Source organism: Streptosporangium sp. NPDC051023, assembly GCF_040689595.1.
In the GTDB taxonomy this organism is placed as follows: Bacteria; Actinomycetota; Actinomycetes; order Streptosporangiales; family Streptosporangiaceae; genus Streptosporangium.
Genome location: NZ_JBFBCE010000008.1, coordinates 137,222 through 154,688, shown reverse-complemented (window position 1 = coordinate 154,688; position 17,467 = coordinate 137,222). Strand labels below are relative to the sequence as shown.

The 17,467-nt window shown below is 68.9% G+C and carries 16 protein-coding genes; 8 read left to right on the top strand and 8 right to left on the bottom strand.

Features of this window, described 5'->3' with window-relative positions; genetic code table 11:
* Window positions 1–3: 3 nt before the first annotated feature.
* Window positions 4–885, bottom strand: a complete 882-nt coding sequence (locus AB0395_RS07790; protein WP_366278064.1) for an ATP-binding cassette domain-containing protein — start codon at window positions 883–885, stop codon at window positions 4–6.
* Window positions 882–1,337 (bottom strand): MarR family transcriptional regulator, encoded by a 456-nt coding sequence (locus tag AB0395_RS07785; protein ID WP_366278063.1) that lies wholly within the window; start codon window positions 1,335–1,337, stop codon window positions 882–884. The genes AB0395_RS07790 and AB0395_RS07785 overlap by 4 nt, the downstream gene beginning before the upstream one ends.
* A 250-nt stretch (window positions 1,338–1,587) precedes the next feature.
* On the opposite strand from AB0395_RS07785, the gene AB0395_RS07780 reads away from it, so the two are divergent.
* From AB0395_RS07780 to AB0395_RS07765, 4 genes are all read left to right on the top strand, one after another.
* Window positions 1,588–2,772: a ScyD/ScyE family protein gene (locus AB0395_RS07780; RefSeq protein WP_366278061.1), complete on the top strand. Its 1,185-nt coding sequence runs from the start codon at window positions 1,588–1,590 to the stop codon at window positions 2,770–2,772.
* A 164-nt stretch (window positions 2,773–2,936) separates the two neighbouring features.
* Complete coding sequence (locus tag AB0395_RS07775; protein WP_366278059.1) at window positions 2,937–3,530, top strand: DUF4126 domain-containing protein; 594 nt, start codon at window positions 2,937–2,939, stop codon at window positions 3,528–3,530.
* A 200-nt stretch (window positions 3,531–3,730) separates the two neighbouring features.
* Window positions 3,731–4,345 (top strand): hypothetical protein, encoded by a 615-nt coding sequence (locus tag AB0395_RS07770; protein ID WP_366278058.1) that lies wholly within the window; start codon window positions 3,731–3,733, stop codon window positions 4,343–4,345.
* Window positions 4,346–4,544: 199 nt separating this feature from the next.
* Window positions 4,545–5,123, top strand: a complete 579-nt coding sequence (locus AB0395_RS07765) for a Uma2 family endonuclease (RefSeq protein ID WP_366278056.1) — start codon at window positions 4,545–4,547, stop codon at window positions 5,121–5,123.
* 79 nt (window positions 5,124–5,202) lie between these two features.
* Here AB0395_RS07765 and uvrB read toward each other — a convergent pair whose 3' ends face one another.
* Window positions 5,203–7,314: an excinuclease ABC subunit UvrB gene (gene uvrB, locus AB0395_RS07760; RefSeq protein ID WP_366278054.1), complete on the bottom strand. Its 2,112-nt coding sequence runs from the start codon at window positions 7,312–7,314 to the stop codon at window positions 5,203–5,205.
* Between the two features lie 224 nt (window positions 7,315–7,538).
* Between uvrB and AB0395_RS07755 the strand changes: the two genes are divergently transcribed.
* From AB0395_RS07755 to AB0395_RS07740, 4 genes are all read left to right on the top strand, one after another.
* The gene (locus AB0395_RS07755) at window positions 7,539–9,215 is read left to right on the top strand and encodes an SPFH domain-containing protein (RefSeq protein WP_366278053.1); all 1,677 of its coding nucleotides are present in this window, start codon (window positions 7,539–7,541) and stop codon (window positions 9,213–9,215) included.
* Between the two features lies 1 nt (window position 9,216).
* Window positions 9,217–10,464 (top strand): SPFH domain-containing protein, encoded by a 1,248-nt coding sequence (locus AB0395_RS07750; RefSeq protein ID WP_366278052.1) that lies wholly within the window; start codon window positions 9,217–9,219, stop codon window positions 10,462–10,464.
* A 25-nt stretch (window positions 10,465–10,489) separates the two neighbouring features.
* Window positions 10,490–11,263, top strand: a complete 774-nt coding sequence (locus tag AB0395_RS07745) for a sporulation protein (RefSeq protein WP_366278050.1) — start codon at window positions 10,490–10,492, stop codon at window positions 11,261–11,263.
* Between the two features lie 310 nt (window positions 11,264–11,573).
* Window positions 11,574–11,828: a hypothetical protein gene (locus tag AB0395_RS07740; protein ID WP_366278048.1), complete on the top strand. Its 255-nt coding sequence runs from the start codon at window positions 11,574–11,576 to the stop codon at window positions 11,826–11,828.
* A 325-nt stretch (window positions 11,829–12,153) separates the two neighbouring features.
* On the opposite strand, the gene AB0395_RS07735 is transcribed toward AB0395_RS07740, so the two are convergent.
* The 5 genes from AB0395_RS07735 to AB0395_RS07715 form a co-directional block, all read right to left on the bottom strand.
* Window positions 12,154–13,083, bottom strand: coding sequence for a PIG-L family deacetylase (locus AB0395_RS07735; protein WP_366278046.1), 930 nt, complete (start codon window positions 13,081–13,083; stop codon window positions 12,154–12,156).
* Window positions 13,084–13,343: 260 nt separating this feature from the next.
* Window positions 13,344–13,943 carry a dephospho-CoA kinase gene (coaE, locus tag AB0395_RS07730; protein WP_366278044.1) on the bottom strand — a complete coding sequence of 200 codons (600 nt, stop codon included), beginning with the start codon at window positions 13,941–13,943 and terminating at the stop codon, window positions 13,344–13,346.
* 99 nt (window positions 13,944–14,042) lie between these two features.
* Window positions 14,043–14,498: a GNAT family N-acetyltransferase gene (locus AB0395_RS07725; RefSeq protein WP_366278042.1), complete on the bottom strand. Its 456-nt coding sequence runs from the start codon at window positions 14,496–14,498 to the stop codon at window positions 14,043–14,045.
* A gap of 117 nt (window positions 14,499–14,615) precedes the next feature.
* The gene (rpsA, locus tag AB0395_RS07720) at window positions 14,616–16,103 is read right to left on the bottom strand and encodes a 30S ribosomal protein S1 (protein WP_366278041.1); all 1,488 of its coding nucleotides are present in this window, start codon (window positions 16,101–16,103) and stop codon (window positions 14,616–14,618) included.
* A gap of 214 nt (window positions 16,104–16,317) precedes the next feature.
* Window positions 16,318–17,424, bottom strand: coding sequence for a polysaccharide deacetylase family protein (locus tag AB0395_RS07715; RefSeq protein WP_366278039.1), 1,107 nt, complete (start codon window positions 17,422–17,424; stop codon window positions 16,318–16,320).
* Between the last annotated feature and the right edge of the window lie 43 nt (window positions 17,425–17,467).

Below are 17,467 nucleotides of genomic sequence, written 5' to 3'. Positions count from 1 at the left end.
CCGTCAGCCGACGCGGGAGGCGGTGCTGCGGGTACGGCGGACATCGCGGAACCCTCCCCCTTCCTCGTCGAGGCCGCTGCCCGCGACGTCCCTGAAGACGTCCTCGAGCGTCGGCGCGGAGCCGTCGTCGCGGCGGGCGAGCAGGTCGGCCTTCAGCTGTTCCGGCGTGCCGAGCGCCCGTACGCGCCCCTGGTGCATCAGCGCGACCCGGTCGCAGTACTGGTCCGCCTCGTCCATGTAGTGCGTGGTGACCAGGACCGTCATCCCGGTGACGGCCCGCACCGCCATGATGTGCTCCCACACCCCGGTGCGGGCGATGGGGTCGAGCCCGATCGTCGGCTCGTCCAGCATCAGCAGGCGCGGTGCGCTGACCAGCGCCTGGGCGAGTTCGAGGCGGCGCACCATACCCCCGGAGTACGTCCCCGCCATCCGGTCGGCGGTGTCGGCGAGGCCGACCGCCTCCAGCGCCTGGGCGACCCTGGCCCGGCGCTCGCGGCGGGGGACGTCGAAGACGCGGGCGAACAGCTCGACGTTCTCCCGCCCGGTGAGGCTCGCGTCCGCGGAGAGCTGTTGGGGGACGTAGCCGAGCAGGCGGCGGACCGCCATACGCTCGGTCGCCGCGTCGCGGCCGAAGACCCGCACCATGCCCTGCGGAACCGGCAGCAGCGTCGTCACGCAGCGGATGGCGGTGGTCTTGCCTGCGCCGTTCGGGCCGAGCAGCCCGAACACCTCGCCCGAGGCGACCGACAGGTCGAGGCCGTCGACGGCCGTGGTCTGGCCGAAGGAATAGCGCAGCCCGCTGCAGACAACCGCGTCACCGTCGGCGTCACCCGGTGGACCCGGCGGTGCCGACGGCATCATGGTCGTCCTCACGTCGTCGCTCATGCCCTCTCCATCTCCTCGTGCAGGCCCTCCGCGAGCCTGCGCAGCACCGGAAGCGCGGCGACCAGCACCGCCCGGTCGTCGTCGCCGAGCCGTTCGACCTGCTCTCGGACGAGCGCGGCGCGCCGCTCCTGCCAGGCGCGCAGCCGCGCCTGTGCCTCTGCGGTCGGCAGCAGCCGCGCGGACCTGCGGTCGTCCTGGCCGGTCTCGCGGCGCAGCAGGCCTGCCCTGGTGAGCTGGTTGACCAGCGTGGACACCGAGTTCCCCGCGAGGTAGAGCTCCTTCGCCGCCGCGGAGACGCCGATCCCCGGCCTGGCGGAGACCAGCCGCAGCAACTCGACCTGGGCCCCGCGCAATCGTGGCCCTGTCATGCCCTGGCGCAGCCTGCGCCGGACGAGCCGTTGGATCCCGGCCAGGACGTCGGCCAGAGCCTCGGGAAGGTCCGTCTCGCTCATAGGGAAATATTAGCTCTTAATACGAGGTAAACAAGGAAGCACCCATATTGACGGACAAACGAGGGTCCTGGTGGCCGGGCGGCCCGTCGTCAGCCTGGGGACGGACGGACCGTCACCCGCTGGACGGAAATCGTCGCGGAGACCGGTGGATTACGGCGGTTTTCCCTTGTGAGGGGCTCAGCGCGGCTCGTAGCTTTCCCGTGTTCGCTCCTGCCGACGGATGTGGCGGGGGGTTGTGGAGGGGATTGCGTTGAGCGGAGTTCGTATCGGTCGCCAGCTGCTCGCGGCTGCCACAGGGGGGATCGCGGTGCTGGCCATGACGGCCGGTCAGGCCACGGCGGCGCACGCGACCGGCCGGATCGCGACGGCGCACGCGGCCGACGGCGCGGCCGAGGTCGTCGCCAAGGGACTCGACAGTCCGCGCGGGCTGTCCTTCGGCCCTGACGGCACGCTGTACATCGCCGAGTCCGGCCACGGCGGCAAGGTCAAGTGCGCCACGCCACCCGCCCAGGAGGGCGAGAAGCCGGAGAAGATGTGCCTCGGCCTCACCGGGCGGATCAGCACGCTCAAGGACGGCAAGACCTCCGTGCTCATCGACGGCCTGCCCTCGGCCGCCAGCGGCCCGTTCGCGCTCGGCCCGCACGACGTGACGTTCACCGCGAAGGGCGACCTGCTGGTGACCGTCGGCTTCTCCGGCGACACCGCCTTCCGCGCCAAGCTCGGCCCCAAGGCCGCAACCCTGGGCACGCTGCTGACGATCTCCAAGAAGGGCAGGCGGATCTCGATCGCCGACCTGGCCGCCTACGAGACCAAGCACAACCCCGACCGCAAGGACAAGGGCAGTGCCGTCGACTCCTACCCGTTCGGGGTGGCTCCGCTGCCCGGCGGCGGCGCGCTCGTCGCGGACACCGGCGGCAACTCCGTGCTGCGGGTGAACAAGAAGGGCCGCGTCAGCACGGAGGCGGTCCTGCACGCCAGGTCCGTCGACGCTCCCCCCGTGCTCAAGCTGCCCAAGGGCAGCAAGGTCCCGATGCAGTCGGTGCCGATGGGCATCGCCAAGGGCCCCGACGGCGCCTACTACGTCGCCGAGCACGGTGGCTTCCCCAACCCCGAGGGCGCGGCCCGGGTGCTGCGCCTCAAGAACGGCAAGGTCACCACAGCTGCGGGCGGCTTCACCACGGTCGCCGACGTGACCTTCGACGCCAAGGGCAGGCTGGTCGTCCTCGGATCCGTCGGGCCGCTCCCCGCGGACGGCATGAGCAAGAGCACCGTCTACCGGATCGAGAGCGACGGCACGCGCACCGAACTTCTCAAGCCCGGCACGCTGACCACCCCGCTCGGCGTGGCCGTGGGCCCCGACGGCGCCGTCTACGTGGCCGACAAGGCCATGGCGCCGGGTAAGGGCGAGGTACTCCGGGTCCCCGTCCCGGAGTAGCCCTCGGGAACACGAGGGGCGCACCCCGCCGCGGCGTGCGCCCCTCGTTTTTCGTGTCCGGGAACGTCACCTTCGTCAACTCACGCCAGGTAATCGGGGAGACGGGGTGGGATCGTTCGGCGGGAGGGAAACGTTGAGGGAGGAGAAGACACAACGGAGGTGCGATGCTCGCGGCACTGACTGGCCTGGGACTCTCCACGGCGGCGGGCCTCAACGCCTACATCCCCCTGCTCGTCGTCGGCCTGCTCGCCAACCTCACCGACGAGGTACGGCTGCCGCAGGAGTTCGCCTGGCTGTCCAACGGGTGGGTGCTCGGGATCATCGGCGTGTTGCTGCTCGCGGAGATCGTCCTCGACAAGGTCCCGGTGGTCGACAGCGTCAACGACATGATCCAGACCGTGGTCCGTCCCGCCTCCGGCGGTGTGGTGTTCAGCGCGACCGAGGCGGCGGCCCGCCTGGACGGCTCGAGCTGGATGAGCCACAACCCCTGGGTCGGCTGGATACTCGGCATCGGCATCGCGCTGGCGGTGCACGTGATGAAGACGACCGCCAGGCCCGTGGTCAACGCCACGACCGCCGGGGTCGGCGCCCCGGTGGTGAGCACGATGGAGGACGCGGGAGCGCTCGGCATGAGCCTGATCGCGATCTTCCTCCCGGTCCTGGTCGTGGTCGCGGTCGCCGCGCTGGCCGTGTCCGCCTGGTGGGCCATCCGCAAGGTGCGGCGGCGACGTCGCACGCTCCGGCGAAGCCCTGCCTGACCGGCCGCCGCGGCCGCCGGGCCGTACGCACGGCCCGCGCGCACGTGGACAGGCGGTGCCGCTCACGGTTCGGCGGCCGTTCGCCGTCGCACGGCCCGCGGGCAGGCGACAGCGGTGGCGATCCGGACTGCGGCGGTACGGCCCGCGCGTATGCGGTCAGGCGGGCTATGCTCGAAACACCCTGTTTTTCCCGTCAGGAGGTGGCTCCGATCGGCACTTTTCTCACCATCGTGCTGGTGGCTCTGCTGTTCTTCCTCCTGGCCGCCGCCGCGGGCGTCTACCTCCTGGTCAAGGTCGGCAAGAAGGCCACCAAGAAGGCCCGCAAGGTGACCGGCCGGGTTGCCTCCCACATGGCGGCGATGAGCCCGGGCGACGTGGGCGAGACCGAGCGGATGCGCCTCGACCTGCGGCGGGAGGTCTCCCTGACCCGGCAGGCCGTTGACCAGGCGCTGCGTGCCGGTTGGGGTCTCGGCGACCTGCCCCAGCTGGTGGCGGAGATCGGCGCGCACGCCGAGCAGCTGGACGGCCAGCTCGCCCTCTACGCCCAGCACAGCAGGGTCTCCGCCTACGTGGACCACGCCTCCCTGGGGCGCCTGCGCGAGCACCACGCCAAGCTGACCACGTCCTGCGCCCGGATCCGCGCCGACCTGCTCAACGACCAGATGGCGCACTCGGCGACCGGCATCGACGACATCCAGAGCCGGACCGACCTGGAGATCGAGGCGCGCCGCCGCGCCCCCGACCCCCTGGACGAGATCGACGAGCTCTACCGGCGCACGGCCGTCCCCCGCTCCCCCCGCGACGAGCACCGCTGAGCCGTCCCGTCCGGGGCGATCTCAGGCTTTCGACGGCTTCCGTGCTCCAGCCTCGCCGGAACCTTGTCCAGGTGTCATCCGGAGACAGACGGCAGCGGCATCGACCAGGCAATTCCTCCACTGCCTGTAGCACGACTACGGAAAGCGGCAGGATGGTCCTGTCGCGTGAGTTCCGTAGTGTCTCGAAGGAGGTCTTCTGATGACCACGGCGCTTCCTGAGTGGTTCTATCCAGGACCGCCCGGTGGGTGGACCGCCGACATGCTCGATCATCTCCCGCCCGACGCGCCCCGGCACGTCGAACTGATCGACGGGTCACTCATCATGATGTCGCCGCAAACCACGTTCCACATGTTCATGCTTAGACGTTTCGAGCAGCAGCTGAGTCCGCCGGACGATCTCGCCGTCGTCCGGGAGATGACGGTGACTCTCGGAATCCGGCAACGTCCCGAGCCCGACATCATGGTGGTGGACCGTTCGGCGCTGATGGGCATGAAGACGACCTCCTTCAAACCTGAGGATGCGCGTCTCGCAGTCGAGGTGGTGTCCCTCGAATCAATGGATCGTGACCGGGTCACTAAGCCGATCGGGTACTCGAACGCGGGAATCAAACATTTCTGGCGCGTCGAGGAGGAAGACGAACAGCCCGTCGTCTACACCTTCGAACTGGAGCCCGCCGTCAAGGCCTATGTGCCCACCGGGATTCATCGAAATCGTCTGCAGACGAACATCGGCTTCGATGTCGACATCGATCTCGATCTGAGAAAGTTCGTCCGCTGACGGCACCGCCGAGGTCCGACCAGGCGGGCGGGGTTACGGAAACCCCGCCCGCCCCGCAACGCGGGCTCACGGCCCCGGATCAGGAGACTCCGGCCTCGCGCATGTCGCGGACCTCTCGCTTGAGCTCCTTGATCTCGTCACGCAGCCGGGCGGCCACCTCGAACTGGAGGTCGGCGGCCGCCTGGTGCATCTGCTCGGTGAGCGACTCGACCAGGGCCTCCAGCTGAGCCCTCGGCATCTCCCCCGCGATGGCCTTGGCGTGCTGGCCGACCTGCTTGACCGCGAAGCCGGGGACCGGGGCCTTGCCGCGCGACTGCTGACGGCCGCTGCCGCCGAGGAGCTGGGTGGTGTCGGCGTCCTCGCGGTTGAGCGAGTCGAGGATGTCGGCGATCTTCTTGCGGAGCGGCTGGGGGTCGATGCCGTTGGCCTCGTTGTAGGCGATCTGCTTGGCCCTGCGCCTGCTGGTCTCCTCGATCGCCCGCTCCATGGAGGGGGTGATCCGGTCGGCGTACATGTGGACCTGGCCGGAGACGTTACGGGCCGCGCGGCCGATGGTCTGGATCAACGAGGTCTCCGAGCGGAGGAAACCCTCCTTGTCGGCGTCGAGGATCGCGACCAGCGAGACCTCGGGCAGGTCCAGGCCCTCGCGGAGCAGGTTGATGCCGACCAGCACGTCGAACTCGCCCATCCGCAGCTCGCGCAGCAGCTCGATGCGGCGCAACGTGTCGACCTCGCTGTGCAGGTAGCGGACCCGGATGCCCAGCTCGAGCAGGTAGTCGGTGAGGTCCTCGGACATCTTCTTGGTCAGCGTGGTGACCAGGACCCGCTCGTCCTTCTCCGTGCGCGTCCTGATCTCGTGGACCAGGTCGTCGATCTGGGACTTCGTGGGCTTGACGATCACCTCGGGGTCGACCAGGCCGGTCGGCCTGATCACCTGCTCCACCACGTCGCCCCCCGAGCGGCCCAGCTCGTAGGATCCGGGGGTCGCGGAGAGGTAGACCGTCTGGCCGATCCGCTCCAGGAACTCCTCCCACTTCAGCGGGCGGTTGTCCAGGGCGGAGGGCAGCCGGAAGCCGTGGTCGACGAGCGTGCGCTTGCGGGAGGCGTCTCCTTCGTACATCGCGCCGATCTGCGGGACCGTCTGGTGCGACTCGTCCAGGACCAGCAGGAAGTCCTCGGGGAAGTAGTCGAGCAGGGTGTTCGGCGCGCTTCCCGGGGAACGGCCGTCCATGTGCCGTGAGTAGTTCTCGATGCCGGAGCAGGTGCCGATCTGGCGCATCATCTCCAGGTCGTAGGTGGTGCGCATGCGCAGCCGCTGGGCCTCAAGGAGCTTGCCCTGCCGCTCCATCGTCTGCAGGCTCTCGGCGAGCTCGGCCTCGATGTCCCGGACGGCCCTGTCCATCCGCTCGGGACCCGCCACGTAGTGGGAGGCGGGGAAGATGTAGAGCTCCTCGTCCTCGGTGATCACCTCGCCGGTCAGCGGGTGCATCGTGGAGAGCTTCTCGATCTCGTCGCCGAACATCTCGATGCGCACGGCGAGCTCTTCGTACTTCGGAATGATCTCGATCGTGTCGCCGCGCACCCGGAAGGTGCCCCGGGTGAAGGCCAGGTCGTTACGGGTGTAGTGCATGTCGACCAGGCGGCGCAGCAGCGTGTCACGCTCGATCTCCTGGCCGACCTTCAGAGCGGTCATGCGGTCGACGTACTCCTGGGGGGTGCCCAGGCCGTAGATGCACGAGACCGACGCGACCACGATCGTGTCACGGCGGGTCAGCAGCGAGTTGGTTGCCGAGTGGCGCAGCCGCTCGACCTCCTCGTTGATCGAGGAGTCCTTCTCGATGTAGGTGTCGCTCTGCGGGACGTAGGCCTCGGGCTGGTAGTAGTCGTAGTAGGAGACGAAGTATTCGACCGCGTTGTTCGGCATCATCTCGCGCAGCTCGTTGGCGAACTGCGCGGCGAGCGTCTTGTTCGGCTGGATGACCAGGGTCGGCCGCTGCAGCCGCTCGATCAGCCAGGCGACCGTGGCTGTCTTGCCCGTGCCCGTCGCGCCCAGCAGGACGTTGTCCTTGTCGCCCGCCTTCACACGCCGCTCAAGCTCGGCGATCGCGGTCGGCTGGTCGCCCGAGGGGGTCATGTCGGTGACGGCCTCGAAGGGGGCCACCTTGCGCTGCAAATCTGTTACCGGCCTCACCTCAACCACTGTAGGGGGCGCCACCGACATTCCCGCTCCCGTTCGCCGGCCGGGCTCTTTCCCCGCCTCACCGCGCCGACCGCTCCCCGTCGTCTTCTCCGCAGCACGCCCTTCAACTGCATGTCAAGCCGATCGCAAGCCACATGTCCTTTACTGTCACCCGTGCACGCGGTCACCAAGCGTGATATATCGGGCTTTTGATAAACGGATCCACCGGAGGTGTGATGTCCCGGCCAAGAGAGGCCATCCAGTCGGCGATGGCGGCTGCCCAGGCATACGGTCAGGGGGCCGACCTGCGCCAGGTCGCGGGGCAAGTGGCGGGCCAGGTGGTAGGCCAGGTGGCGGGGCAGATCGCCGGGCAGGTGACGGGACAGCCGGCGGAGAAGGGGTTCGCACTCAACCCCGCCGACTTCCTCGCCGCGCGTGAGCAGGGCACCTCCGTCGGCACGCTGATCGAGGCTCGCAGCGCCTCGCTGAACGAGGCCGGAGAGATCGTCAACCGTAGCTTCGCCGGTGACGGCCAGAACGGCGAGACGGTCCACGTGATCTCCCCTGTGGTGATCCCCAAGGGCACGACGGCGCGGGTCGTCGTCCCCCTGGTGGCCCTGGCGGGACTCGGCCTGGTCGGCCTGATCGCCACCGGCCTGCCCGAGGGCGCGCGAGTGCTCTTCGGGCCGCACTACTGGGCCGTGCTGGTGCTGGCCGCCGCGTTCCTGTGGTGGCGGCGGAGCGTGGTCATGGTGCCGGAGGGCTGCAAGGCGCTGATCACCAAGTTCGGCAAGCTCGTGCAGATCGCGGAACCGGGGCGGGTGACGCTGCTCAACCCGTGGAAGCGGGTCAGCTACATCGTCAACACCACCCGCGAGTACCCCTTCAACGCGCCCATCCGCGAGGCCCCGACCCAGCAGGGCGTCAAGGCGAGCGTCGACCTGTTCCTGCAGTTCCGGATCGAGGACCCGGCCGAGTTCATCTTCGTCCTCGGCTCGGTCGGCGGTTTCCAGGCCAAGCTGCAGAACGCGATCAGCGAGGTGACCCGCTCCCTCATTTACGCCCAGCGCGCCGAGGACATCTACGACCTGGTCGGCGAGAGCACCCTGGGCATGCTGGACAATCTGAACCAGCAGTTCCTGCCCGCCGTACGGCTCACCGATGTGAACATCACCCACGCGGAGCCGTCCAGCCAGGAGTACCGGATGGACCTCGCGGCGCCGGAGATGATCAGGGTCGCCAAGGAGGCGTACACCTACGAGTACGAGCTGCAGCTGCGCAAAGAGCAGAACGAGGGCGACCTGGTCAAGGAGCTCGCCGGACTGCAGGAGCAGCTGTCGGCCATCCACGCGGAGATCGCGGGCTACCAGGCGCGGATGGACACCGCGCTGGAGCGCGCCTCCCACCAGGCCAAGGCCCAGGCGAGCCAGCGGCTCGTCGAGGCGGAGTCGACCGCGAAGGCCAATGCGGCGCTGCTTGAGGCCCAGGCGCTGGACATCAGGGCACTGAGCGCGGCGGAGGCGCCGGAGATCCTGGACTACCGGTTCCAGCAGGACCTGCTCGACAAGCTGGAGGCCGTGGCCGCCCACCTGCCCCGTGTGGTGCAGGTCGGCGAGAGCACGGACATCGACCTTCTCACCCTGGCCAGGCAGCTCGTCGGCAGCCGCGAGACACAGCTGTTCTCCGAGGCCGACATGTCGGCGATCAGGGCACGGATCACCGAGATCGGTCTGCGGGTCGAGGGCCGGGAGGCCGAGATCGCGGCCCTGCTCAACCCGGCGACGGAGAGCACGGAGAGCAAGGCCACAGCGGCCGCCGGCCCCTCAGGGACGCCTGGAATCCCCGTGACGGCCGGTGGAGACGCCGCAGCCGCCACGCACGCCGTACCGTCCGCCGCGCAGGAAGACATCTGAGATGAGCCGAGAGTTCTCCAAGATCAAGGAATCCCTGGCCTCCTGGTCGGAGATCCGCCAGCTGCTGCGCGGCGGTGAGTCCGGCCAGCTCGTCCCGGTCGTCATCCCCAAGGACCGCAGAGGCTTCGCCTGGGTCGCGCTGCTGTTCCTCGCGCTCTACCTCGCGGGCACGGCGCTGCTCGGTGGCGGGGTCCTCTCCGCCCTGGCGGCCTTCGGCTCGGCGCTGTCGCTGCTCACCGCCCTGGTCTGGCTGTGGCGCAGGGCCATCATCGAGATCGAGGAGGGCACGACCGGCGTGCGCAGCCGCTGGGGGGCGATCGTCGGCACGCTGCCTCCGGGGCGTCACTATCTGTGGCTGCCGTGGGACCGGGTCGACGCGGTCGTGGACACCTCGACCGAGATCCCCTACTCCGCCCCGATCGTGGCCTGCCCGACCGCGGAGAACGTGCCGCTGAAGTCGATCGAGTTCTTCCTGAAGTTCCGTATCGTCGACCCGGTCGCCTTCGTCAAGACGATCGGCGCCGGCAACTTCGACCTCGTGCTCAGCAGCGCCGTACAGGACGCCATCCGCCAGCGCAGCCGCAGGGTCAACACCGAGCGGGCCTACGACCTGCGCGGCTCCGACGTGGGTGACATGCAGGAGCTGCTCACCCGCCAGCTCGGCAGGTACGGCGTGCGCATCACCGGTGCGAACATCCCCGACGTGCAGCTGCCCGACCAGTACCAGCAGCACCTGGCGACCCGCGAGAAGGTCGCCAAGGAGCTGTCCGCCTTCGAGCGGGAGTGGGAGCTGACCCGCAAGCGGCGCATCGACACCCTGCTCATGGAGATCGAGCGGGCGAAGAAGACGAGGGATGCCCGCATCGTCGAGGTCAGGGCGGCCGCCAACACCGCGCGCAAGGACGTCGCCCGCATGCTCGAGGAGCACGAGACCGAGGCGCAGCGGGTGCGCTGGGAGATCGAGGCCAGGGGCAGGGCCGAGCTGACCTCGGCGGAGAACGAGGCCAAGGGGCTGCGCAGGCTCGCCGACTCCTACCGCGACAACCGCGCCGTGCTCCAGTACGAGCTGGCCCGCCGCCGCCTGGACGTGGGCGCCAAGCTCGCGGAGAACGCCCCGCGTCCCGTCGTCGTGCGCACCGGCGGCACCTCCGGTGAGACCTCCGTGCTGTCCACTATGCTCATGGCCCAGCTCCTGCCGCAGCTCAGCGGGGGGAACGGCCAGGTCAAACCGTCCGTTGAACCCAACTGAAACCTTCAACCTCCGGGAGTCCCCCATGGTTTTCCGTAAACTCATGGCCGCCTTCGGCGCCGGTGTCGAGGTCGACACGGTGCTGCTGAACTCCAACGTCCGCCCCGGCGAGATCCTGCGCGGGCAGGTGAACTTCCGCGGCGGCGGCTCCGACTACCGGGTCGAGGGCATCTTCATCGACTTCACCGCGGTCGTCGAGGTCGAGAGCGGAGACAACGAGTACAGGTCGACCTACAGTTTCCTGCGCCAGCAGATCACCGGGTCCTTCCATCTCGCCGCGGGCGCCCCGCAGTCCGCGTCCTTCGAGATCCCCGTCCCGTGGGAGACCCCGATCAGCGCCATCGGTGGCCACCCGCTGCGCGGCATGCAACTGGGTGTCTCCACCGAGCTGTCCCTGGCGGGGGCGCTGGACAAGGGCGACCTCGACCCGCTGTTCGTCAACCCGCTGCCCGCCCAGGACCACGTGCTCGGCGCGCTGGACCACATGGGTTTCCGCTTCAAGAAGGCCGACCTGGAGCGCGGCACGCTGCGCGGCTCGCGGATGCCGTTCTTCCAGGAGATCGAGTACTACGCGGGCCACGAGTACGCTCGGCACTTCAACGAGCTCGAACTGACCTTCATCTCGGGTCCGCAGGCGATGGACGTCATCCTGGAGGCCGACAAGCGCGGCGGCTTCCTGAGCTCGAGCCACGACACGTACAACCGGTTCACGGTCCACTACAACGACCACCCGGGCCAGGTCGAGCAGTCGCTGCGCGCCGGCCTCCACGCGATGGCCCAGCACCGCGGCTGGTTCTGACCGCCCCCACCATACGGCTGCGCCCCGGTCGTCACCACCCGCCGACCGGGGGCGCCGCCCCGTTCCCCACGCCCCTCGGGCGCGCAGCCTCCCCGCCGAGACGCCGCCCACCCGAAATCTCGGAGATCTCGGAGATCCCGAAGATCCCCGAGAGTCTCGGGAGTCCCAAGATCCCTGGGATCACGATCCGGTCACGGACGCACTCCGTGTCTCCCCCGGCTACGAACACCCGGCGAAGAGTCGCCGGCCCGTCCGAGATGACCTGGGGAGGCCCGTGATGGTGCCACAGGAAAGGTGCCTAAGTCCGCACGTGACCGTGACGGAGGGCGACGCGGCGCGGCTGGACTGGCGGACGCCGTACCGGACGCTGGAGCGGGTGCGGCCGCTGGAGTGGACCTGTGCATGCAGGGCGACGGTCTACGAGCTGTGCGAGGGCGGCGGGCAGGCGTTCATCAGGCGGACCGTTCACTCGGGGGAGGTGTGCGAGACGCACGAGACCCCCCACTCCTCGCTCAGTGAGATCCGGGTGGCGTGGGCCGAGCTGCTGGCGGGAAGGGCCAGATAGCCCACTGCCCGGCTTCGAGGCGCCTGTCTCATGACGGTCGCGGACACGTTCCCCGGTCCGGCCGGACAGGCCAGATACCTGCTTCCGTTCCAGGACCGTTGAGATCTTTCACCCGAGACCGGTGCCGTTGCCGATTCGGCCGGACGGGGACGTGCCGCACCTGGTAGATCGTTGTCTCAGACCCGCGCAGACGCGTGGGCGACGGTGAGCATGTGGCCGCCCGGGGCCGCCAGAACTCCAGCCTGTCCCGGCCCTCACGGAGCCGGTCGTGCTCTCTGCCTTACTCGTAGTAGGCGAGCAGCTCCGGTGTCACGATCATGCTTCATCATCGCGAGGACAGCGGGGTGGGAGCAATGGGTTTGTCCGGCCGGTGGCGGTACATGCGTTCGAGCCAGGCGTCGTAGCGGCGGCCTGTGCCCGCCCGGTAGTCGTACTGCCGGTAGATGGCGAAGGCCTTGCGTTTGACCTCGCGTTCCGCCGGGTGGAGGTTGGGCGGGAGGAACTGGATGGGGTACCCCCGGTAAGCGATCACCTCGACGCCCTCAGGCGCGGCCGCGGCCGCGAACCGGGCGGCGGCGACGTGGTCGGGGTGGTCGGCGGCGCCCAGCGGCGGGGCGGGGTCGAGGGTGTTCAACACGCTGGGTCTGAAGGCGCGCACCAGCGCGCGCAGCATGTCCAGCACGTCGTCGTGGGACAGGCAGGTGGCACGGCGCACGAAGGCACGCACGCAAGTGCGGCCCCCTGGGTCGGCCCACAACCGGGTCAGCGCGCCGCGCCCGCCATCCGCCCTGGGATCGCCCCCGTCCGGCAACCCGGCGAAGACCAGCTGAACGCGGGGCAGGTCCGTCAGGGTGTCCACCTCGACCTGCGTCCGCCCGGCCGCCATCAGTTCGTGCCGCCACCGGTCACGGACCCCGGCGACCCAGGCGTATGCGGCTCTGACGCCCCGCTGCCTGTCGGCGACGTACCGTCTCGGCAGGTGTCCGTCGCGTATCCCCGCCATCCCCTCCCCCGCGGTGAGGTAGATCGTGACGGTGCGCGCGCCGCGCGCGACCAGCTTCAGCAGGTCAGGGCTCATGAACAGCAGGTCGTCGTCGGGATGGGCGGCCACCTGAAGGTAAAGCCCCTCGGGCGCCCTCCCGGAAAGCAGTTTCTCCGGGCCGGGAATGCGGGCCAGCGGCAGAACCAGCGGCAGGACGAGGGCAACGACGGCCGCGACCGCCACGACCCCGCCCACGCTTCGCACGCCCCGCATGCCGACCCCCGTCGCCGCTGAAAAGTACTTCGACGGTAGATGACGGGGATGCCGGATCACATGAACCGCGCGGATGACCTTTTATCTGGGCGAACTCATCCAGGAGACCTGCGTGAACTCGTTCCGGAGAGGGAGCCAGGAGTGCTACCAAGGTCTGGTCTCACCGTCAGTCCATGGGCCCTCCGGACCGGCCGTACCCGGTGCGGGATCGGCATGAACCCGGCAGAGACGGCAGGGCCTGGCATCGTGTCCCAGACGACTCAGGTGCCCGCGCGGGCAGACAGGTCTGCCCAGAGCTCGTCGACCCGGGCCTCCAGCTCCTCCAGCGACCCCTCGTTGGGTACCACGATGTCGGCGATCTTCAGCCGATCCTCGCGGCTCGCCTGCGCGGCGAGCCTGGCTCTGGCGTCTCCCTCGGCCATGCCCCGTAGCCTGACCAGCCGGTCGAGGCGCACCTCGTCAGCCGCGTCGACCACGACCACGACGTCGTACATAGGGGCGAGGTTGTTCTCAACCAGCAGCGGCACGTCGTAGACGACGATCGCGTCCTCGTCCGCCTGGCGTTGCAGCTCTGCAACCCGTGCCCCGACCAGCGGGTGCACGACGGCGTTGAGGGAGGCCAGCTTGTCCGAATCGGCGAAGACGATGGAGCCGAGTCTCTCCCGGTCAAGCGACCCGTCCTCGCGTAGCACCTCGGCCCCGAACAGGGCGATGATCCGCTCAAGCCCCTCGGTCCCCGGCTCGACCACCTCCCGGGCGACCTTGTCGGCGTCGATCACCACGGCCCCCCTGGCCGACAGCCTCCGCGACACCTCGCTCTTGCCGGAACCGATCCCGCCGGTAAGCCCCACCTTCACCATGAGCCGCAGCATACGCGGTACGGCCCACGCCCCTAGGCCCCGGGGCGTGAGCCCGCGTGAACCGGGAGACACCCGCCAGGAGCGCCTGTCCGGCCGCGGCTACAGCTGCCTGCGCATGTGGATCAAGGTCAGGTGGTCGCTCATCCGTTCCCTGTGGGTCTCCCGATAGCCGTACCGCCGGTAGAGCCGCAGGTTGCCCTCGGACTGGTGCCCGGTGAACAGGTCGAACGCCAGGGCGGAAACCATCTCGTCGTGGAGGGCGGCCAGCAGGGCGCCGCCGATCCCCCTGCCCTGGAGGTCCGGCGCGACCACCAGACGGCCGACCAGGCAGGTGGCGCCGGACATCCGCCCGCGGACCGCGCCGACGACGCGCTCCCCCTCACGGGCGACGAGCACGACACCCGCCCTCACCACCTTGCCGACCTGCTCAACCGACTCGACCAGGGGCGGGATGAACGGATCGCCGTACAGTTGGGCCTCGCTCACGTAGGCGGCCCGCTGCACGGTCAGGATCTCGCCTGCGTCCCCGGGCTTCGCCCGTTCGATCACGCTCACCCCGCAACCCTAGCGTGTGGGCAAGAATGCCCTGACGCGCGGAAACGAAAAAAGGGCCCCGCCTGAGCGGAGCCCTTTTCTCGGATCTTCAGATCGCCACATCAACCGCCGAAGGCGTCAGCTCTGACCGCCCGCGAGCTTCTCGCGCAGGGCCGCGAGAGCCTCGTCGGAGGCGAGGGCACCCGCCGCCGGAGCGGAGGAGCCGCTGCTGGAGCCGGCGGCCGGGGTCTCACCGGAGTAGGAGGTGGGAGCTGCCTCGCCCGCCTCCGCCTCGGCCTTGCGGGCCTCCTCGACCTGCTTCTTGTGCGCCTCGAAGCGGGTCTGGGCCTCGGCGTACTGCCGCTCCCACTCCTCGCGCTGGCGGTCGAAGCCCTCGAGCCACTCGCCGGTCTCGGAGTCGAAGCCCTCGGGGTAGATGTAGTTGCCCGAGTCGTCGTAGGTCGCCGCCATGCCGTACAGCGTGGGGTCGAACTCGACGTCGGCGCCGATCGCGCCCTCGTTCGCCTGCTTGAGCGACAGCGAGATCCGGCGACGGTCGAGGTCGATGTCGATGATCTTCACGAAGATCTCGTCGCCGACCTGGACGACCTGCTCGGGGATCTCGACGTGGCGCTCGGCCAGCTCGGAGATGTGGACCAGGCCCTCGATGCCCTCCTCGACGCGGACGAACGCACCGAACGGCACCAGCTTGGTGACGCGACCCGGAACGACCTGACCGATCTGGTGGGTGCGGGCGAACTGCTGCCAGGGGTCCTCCTGCGTCGCCTTGAGCGACAGCGAGACCCGCTCGCGCTCCATGTCGACGTCGAGAACCTCGACGGTGACCTCCTGGCCGACCTCGACAACCTCGGAGGGGTGGTCGATGTGCTTCCAGGACAGCTCGGAGACGTGAACCAGTCCGTCGACGCCGCCGAGGTCCACGAACGCACCGAAGTTGACGATCGAGGAGACGACGCCCTTGCGGACCTGACCCTTCTGCAGGGTGTTGAGGAACGTCTGGCGAACCTCGGACTGGGTCTGCTCAAGCCAGGCCCGGCGGGAGAGAACCACGTTGTTGCGGTTCTTGTCCAGCTCTATGATCTTGGCCTCGAGCTCACGGCCCACGTAGGGCTGCAGGTCGCGGACGCGGCGCATCTCGACCAGCGAGGCGGGCAGGAAGCCGCGCAGGCCGATGTCGAGGATCAGGCCGCCCTTGACGACCTCGATGACGGTGCCGGTGACGATGCCGTCCTCGTCCTTGATCTTCTCGATCGTGCCCCAGGCGCGCTCGTACTGGGCGCGCTTCTTGGACAGGATGAGGCGCCCCTCCTTGTCCTCCTTCTGGAGAACGAGGGCCTCGACGTGCTCGCCAACCTCGACGACATCCGCCGGGTCGACATCGTGCTTGATCGAGAGCTCACGCGAGGGGATGACGCCCTCGGTCTTGTAGCCGATGTCGAGCAAAACTTCGTCTCGATCGACCTTGACGACGGTGCCCTCGACGATGTCGCCGTCGTTGAAGTACTTGATGGTCAGGTCGATCGCTGCGAGGAACTCTTCCTCGGAGCCGATGTCGTTGACCGCTACCTGCGGGGTGCTCGAGGTGGCCTCAGTGCTGCTCGTCATGTGTGGAATTGCTCCGAACGCGGACAGATGTCGATGTGGCGAACACGCAGCAGGCCTCTTATCGTCCAGCCGATCCATCGGCTTGATCGAGCGCGAGCCCACTCCGTCCGAGACACGCGCGAGCCCACAGCGCAGCGATCAGCATATGAGAACAGACGAGCCTGGTCAATCCGGTGGCACGACACGCCGACGCCAAAGCCTTGATCCAACGCCCTCAATAGGCGTTGATCTGCTGCCTCCGCTGCGGGCTGATATTACCTCGAAGTCTCTCCGGCACGGAGATGTGTTCGGGATCCCCGTCCGCCGTGTATCGACGATCCGGATGTTTGTTGAGCCACTCCAGCCAGTACTGCGAGCACCATTTGCGGCATTCACCCTTCTTGCCGTTGCTCTGGACCCGCTGGATGGCCCGCCAGTCGTAGTCCTTGGTGAAGGGTGAGGACGACGGCTGCGCGCCGGCCAGGAAGACGCCCTTGAACGCGAACGAGGTGCCGTCCCACTTTCCCGCCTGGACGGTCGACTTCTTGCGCGGCATCGCGCCGAAGGGCAGCGCCAGCGTGTCCGAGGAGCCCGCGCCGAACTTCTCCAACAGCCGTTGGATCCGGACGACCTGCTCGGCGATCTTCTTCTTCGACAGGCCGGGCAGATAGGAGTGATTCCAGGTGTGGTTGGCCACCTCGAAGCCATGCGAGCTCAGCCACCGCACCGCGCGCTCCTGGTCGCGCCCGTCGCGCAGGCCAAACGGCTGCCGGTTGACCCAGAACGTCGCGACGGGGCGGAAGCTCGGATACTTCTTCGCCACCTCGTAGATGATCCCGACCGCGGTGTCCTTGACGGGCACGCCGTCGCCGTCCAGCGCGAAGTGACTCGGGTGGCCGTCGTCGAAGGTCAGCACGACCGGGTGCTTGCCCGCGGGGATGTCGATGTTCCCGTTGACGAACTCGCGCGCGGTGATCGGCACGTAGCCGTCCCTGGCCAGCTTCTCCATCTCCTTGCGCACTTGGTCGGGGGTGCGGTCGATGGAGGCCAGCCGCTTCTTCATGATCCGGTGGTACATCAGCACCGGGACCATTCCCGCCTCGTTGGCCTTGATCTGCCGCGCGAACTCCGCGGAGGCCACGACGGGCGGCGGCAGCTCGGCGGAGGGCAGGCTGACCGTGGGCGAGGGGGTCGGTGAGGGGGTCGGCGAGGGCGGGGATGACGGTGTGGCCGTGCCCGCGGGGGTGGTCGGCGCCGCCGTGCTCGCGAGCGAGGCGGAGGTCGGGGCCGCGGCGGTGGGGAGCACGAGAAGCACCACCACTGCGGCGATCACAACAACCACGTTGGCAAGCATGATGATCTGCGTGAGTGGCGCTGAACTCCGC

Bases quoted from the DNA above. Each gene is read 5' to 3' on its own strand.
- AB0395_RS07790 (WP_366278064.1), bottom strand. From the start codon at position 885: ATGAGCGACGACGTGAGGACGACCATGATGCCGTCGGCACCGCCGGGT.
- AB0395_RS07785 (WP_366278063.1), bottom strand. From the start codon at position 1,337: ATGAGCGAGACGGACCTTCCCGAGGCTCTGGCCGACGTCCTGGCCGGG.
- AB0395_RS07775 (WP_366278059.1), top strand. From the start codon at position 2,937: ATGCTCGCGGCACTGACTGGCCTGGGACTCTCCACGGCGGCGGGCCTC.
- AB0395_RS07765 (WP_366278056.1), top strand. From the start codon at position 4,545: ATGACCACGGCGCTTCCTGAGTGGTTCTATCCAGGACCGCCCGGTGGG.
- AB0395_RS07755 (WP_366278053.1), top strand. From the start codon at position 7,539: ATGTCCCGGCCAAGAGAGGCCATCCAGTCGGCGATGGCGGCTGCCCAG.
- AB0395_RS07750 (WP_366278052.1), top strand. From the start codon at position 9,217: ATGAGCCGAGAGTTCTCCAAGATCAAGGAATCCCTGGCCTCCTGGTCG.
- AB0395_RS07745 (WP_366278050.1), top strand. From the start codon at position 10,490: ATGGTTTTCCGTAAACTCATGGCCGCCTTCGGCGCCGGTGTCGAGGTC.
- AB0395_RS07735 (WP_366278046.1), bottom strand. From the start codon at position 13,083: ATGCGGGGCGTGCGAAGCGTGGGCGGGGTCGTGGCGGTCGCGGCCGTC.
- coaE (WP_366278044.1), bottom strand. From the start codon at position 13,943: ATGGTGAAGGTGGGGCTTACCGGCGGGATCGGTTCCGGCAAGAGCGAG.
- rpsA (WP_366278041.1), bottom strand. From the start codon at position 16,103: ATGACGAGCAGCACTGAGGCCACCTCGAGCACCCCGCAGGTAGCGGTC.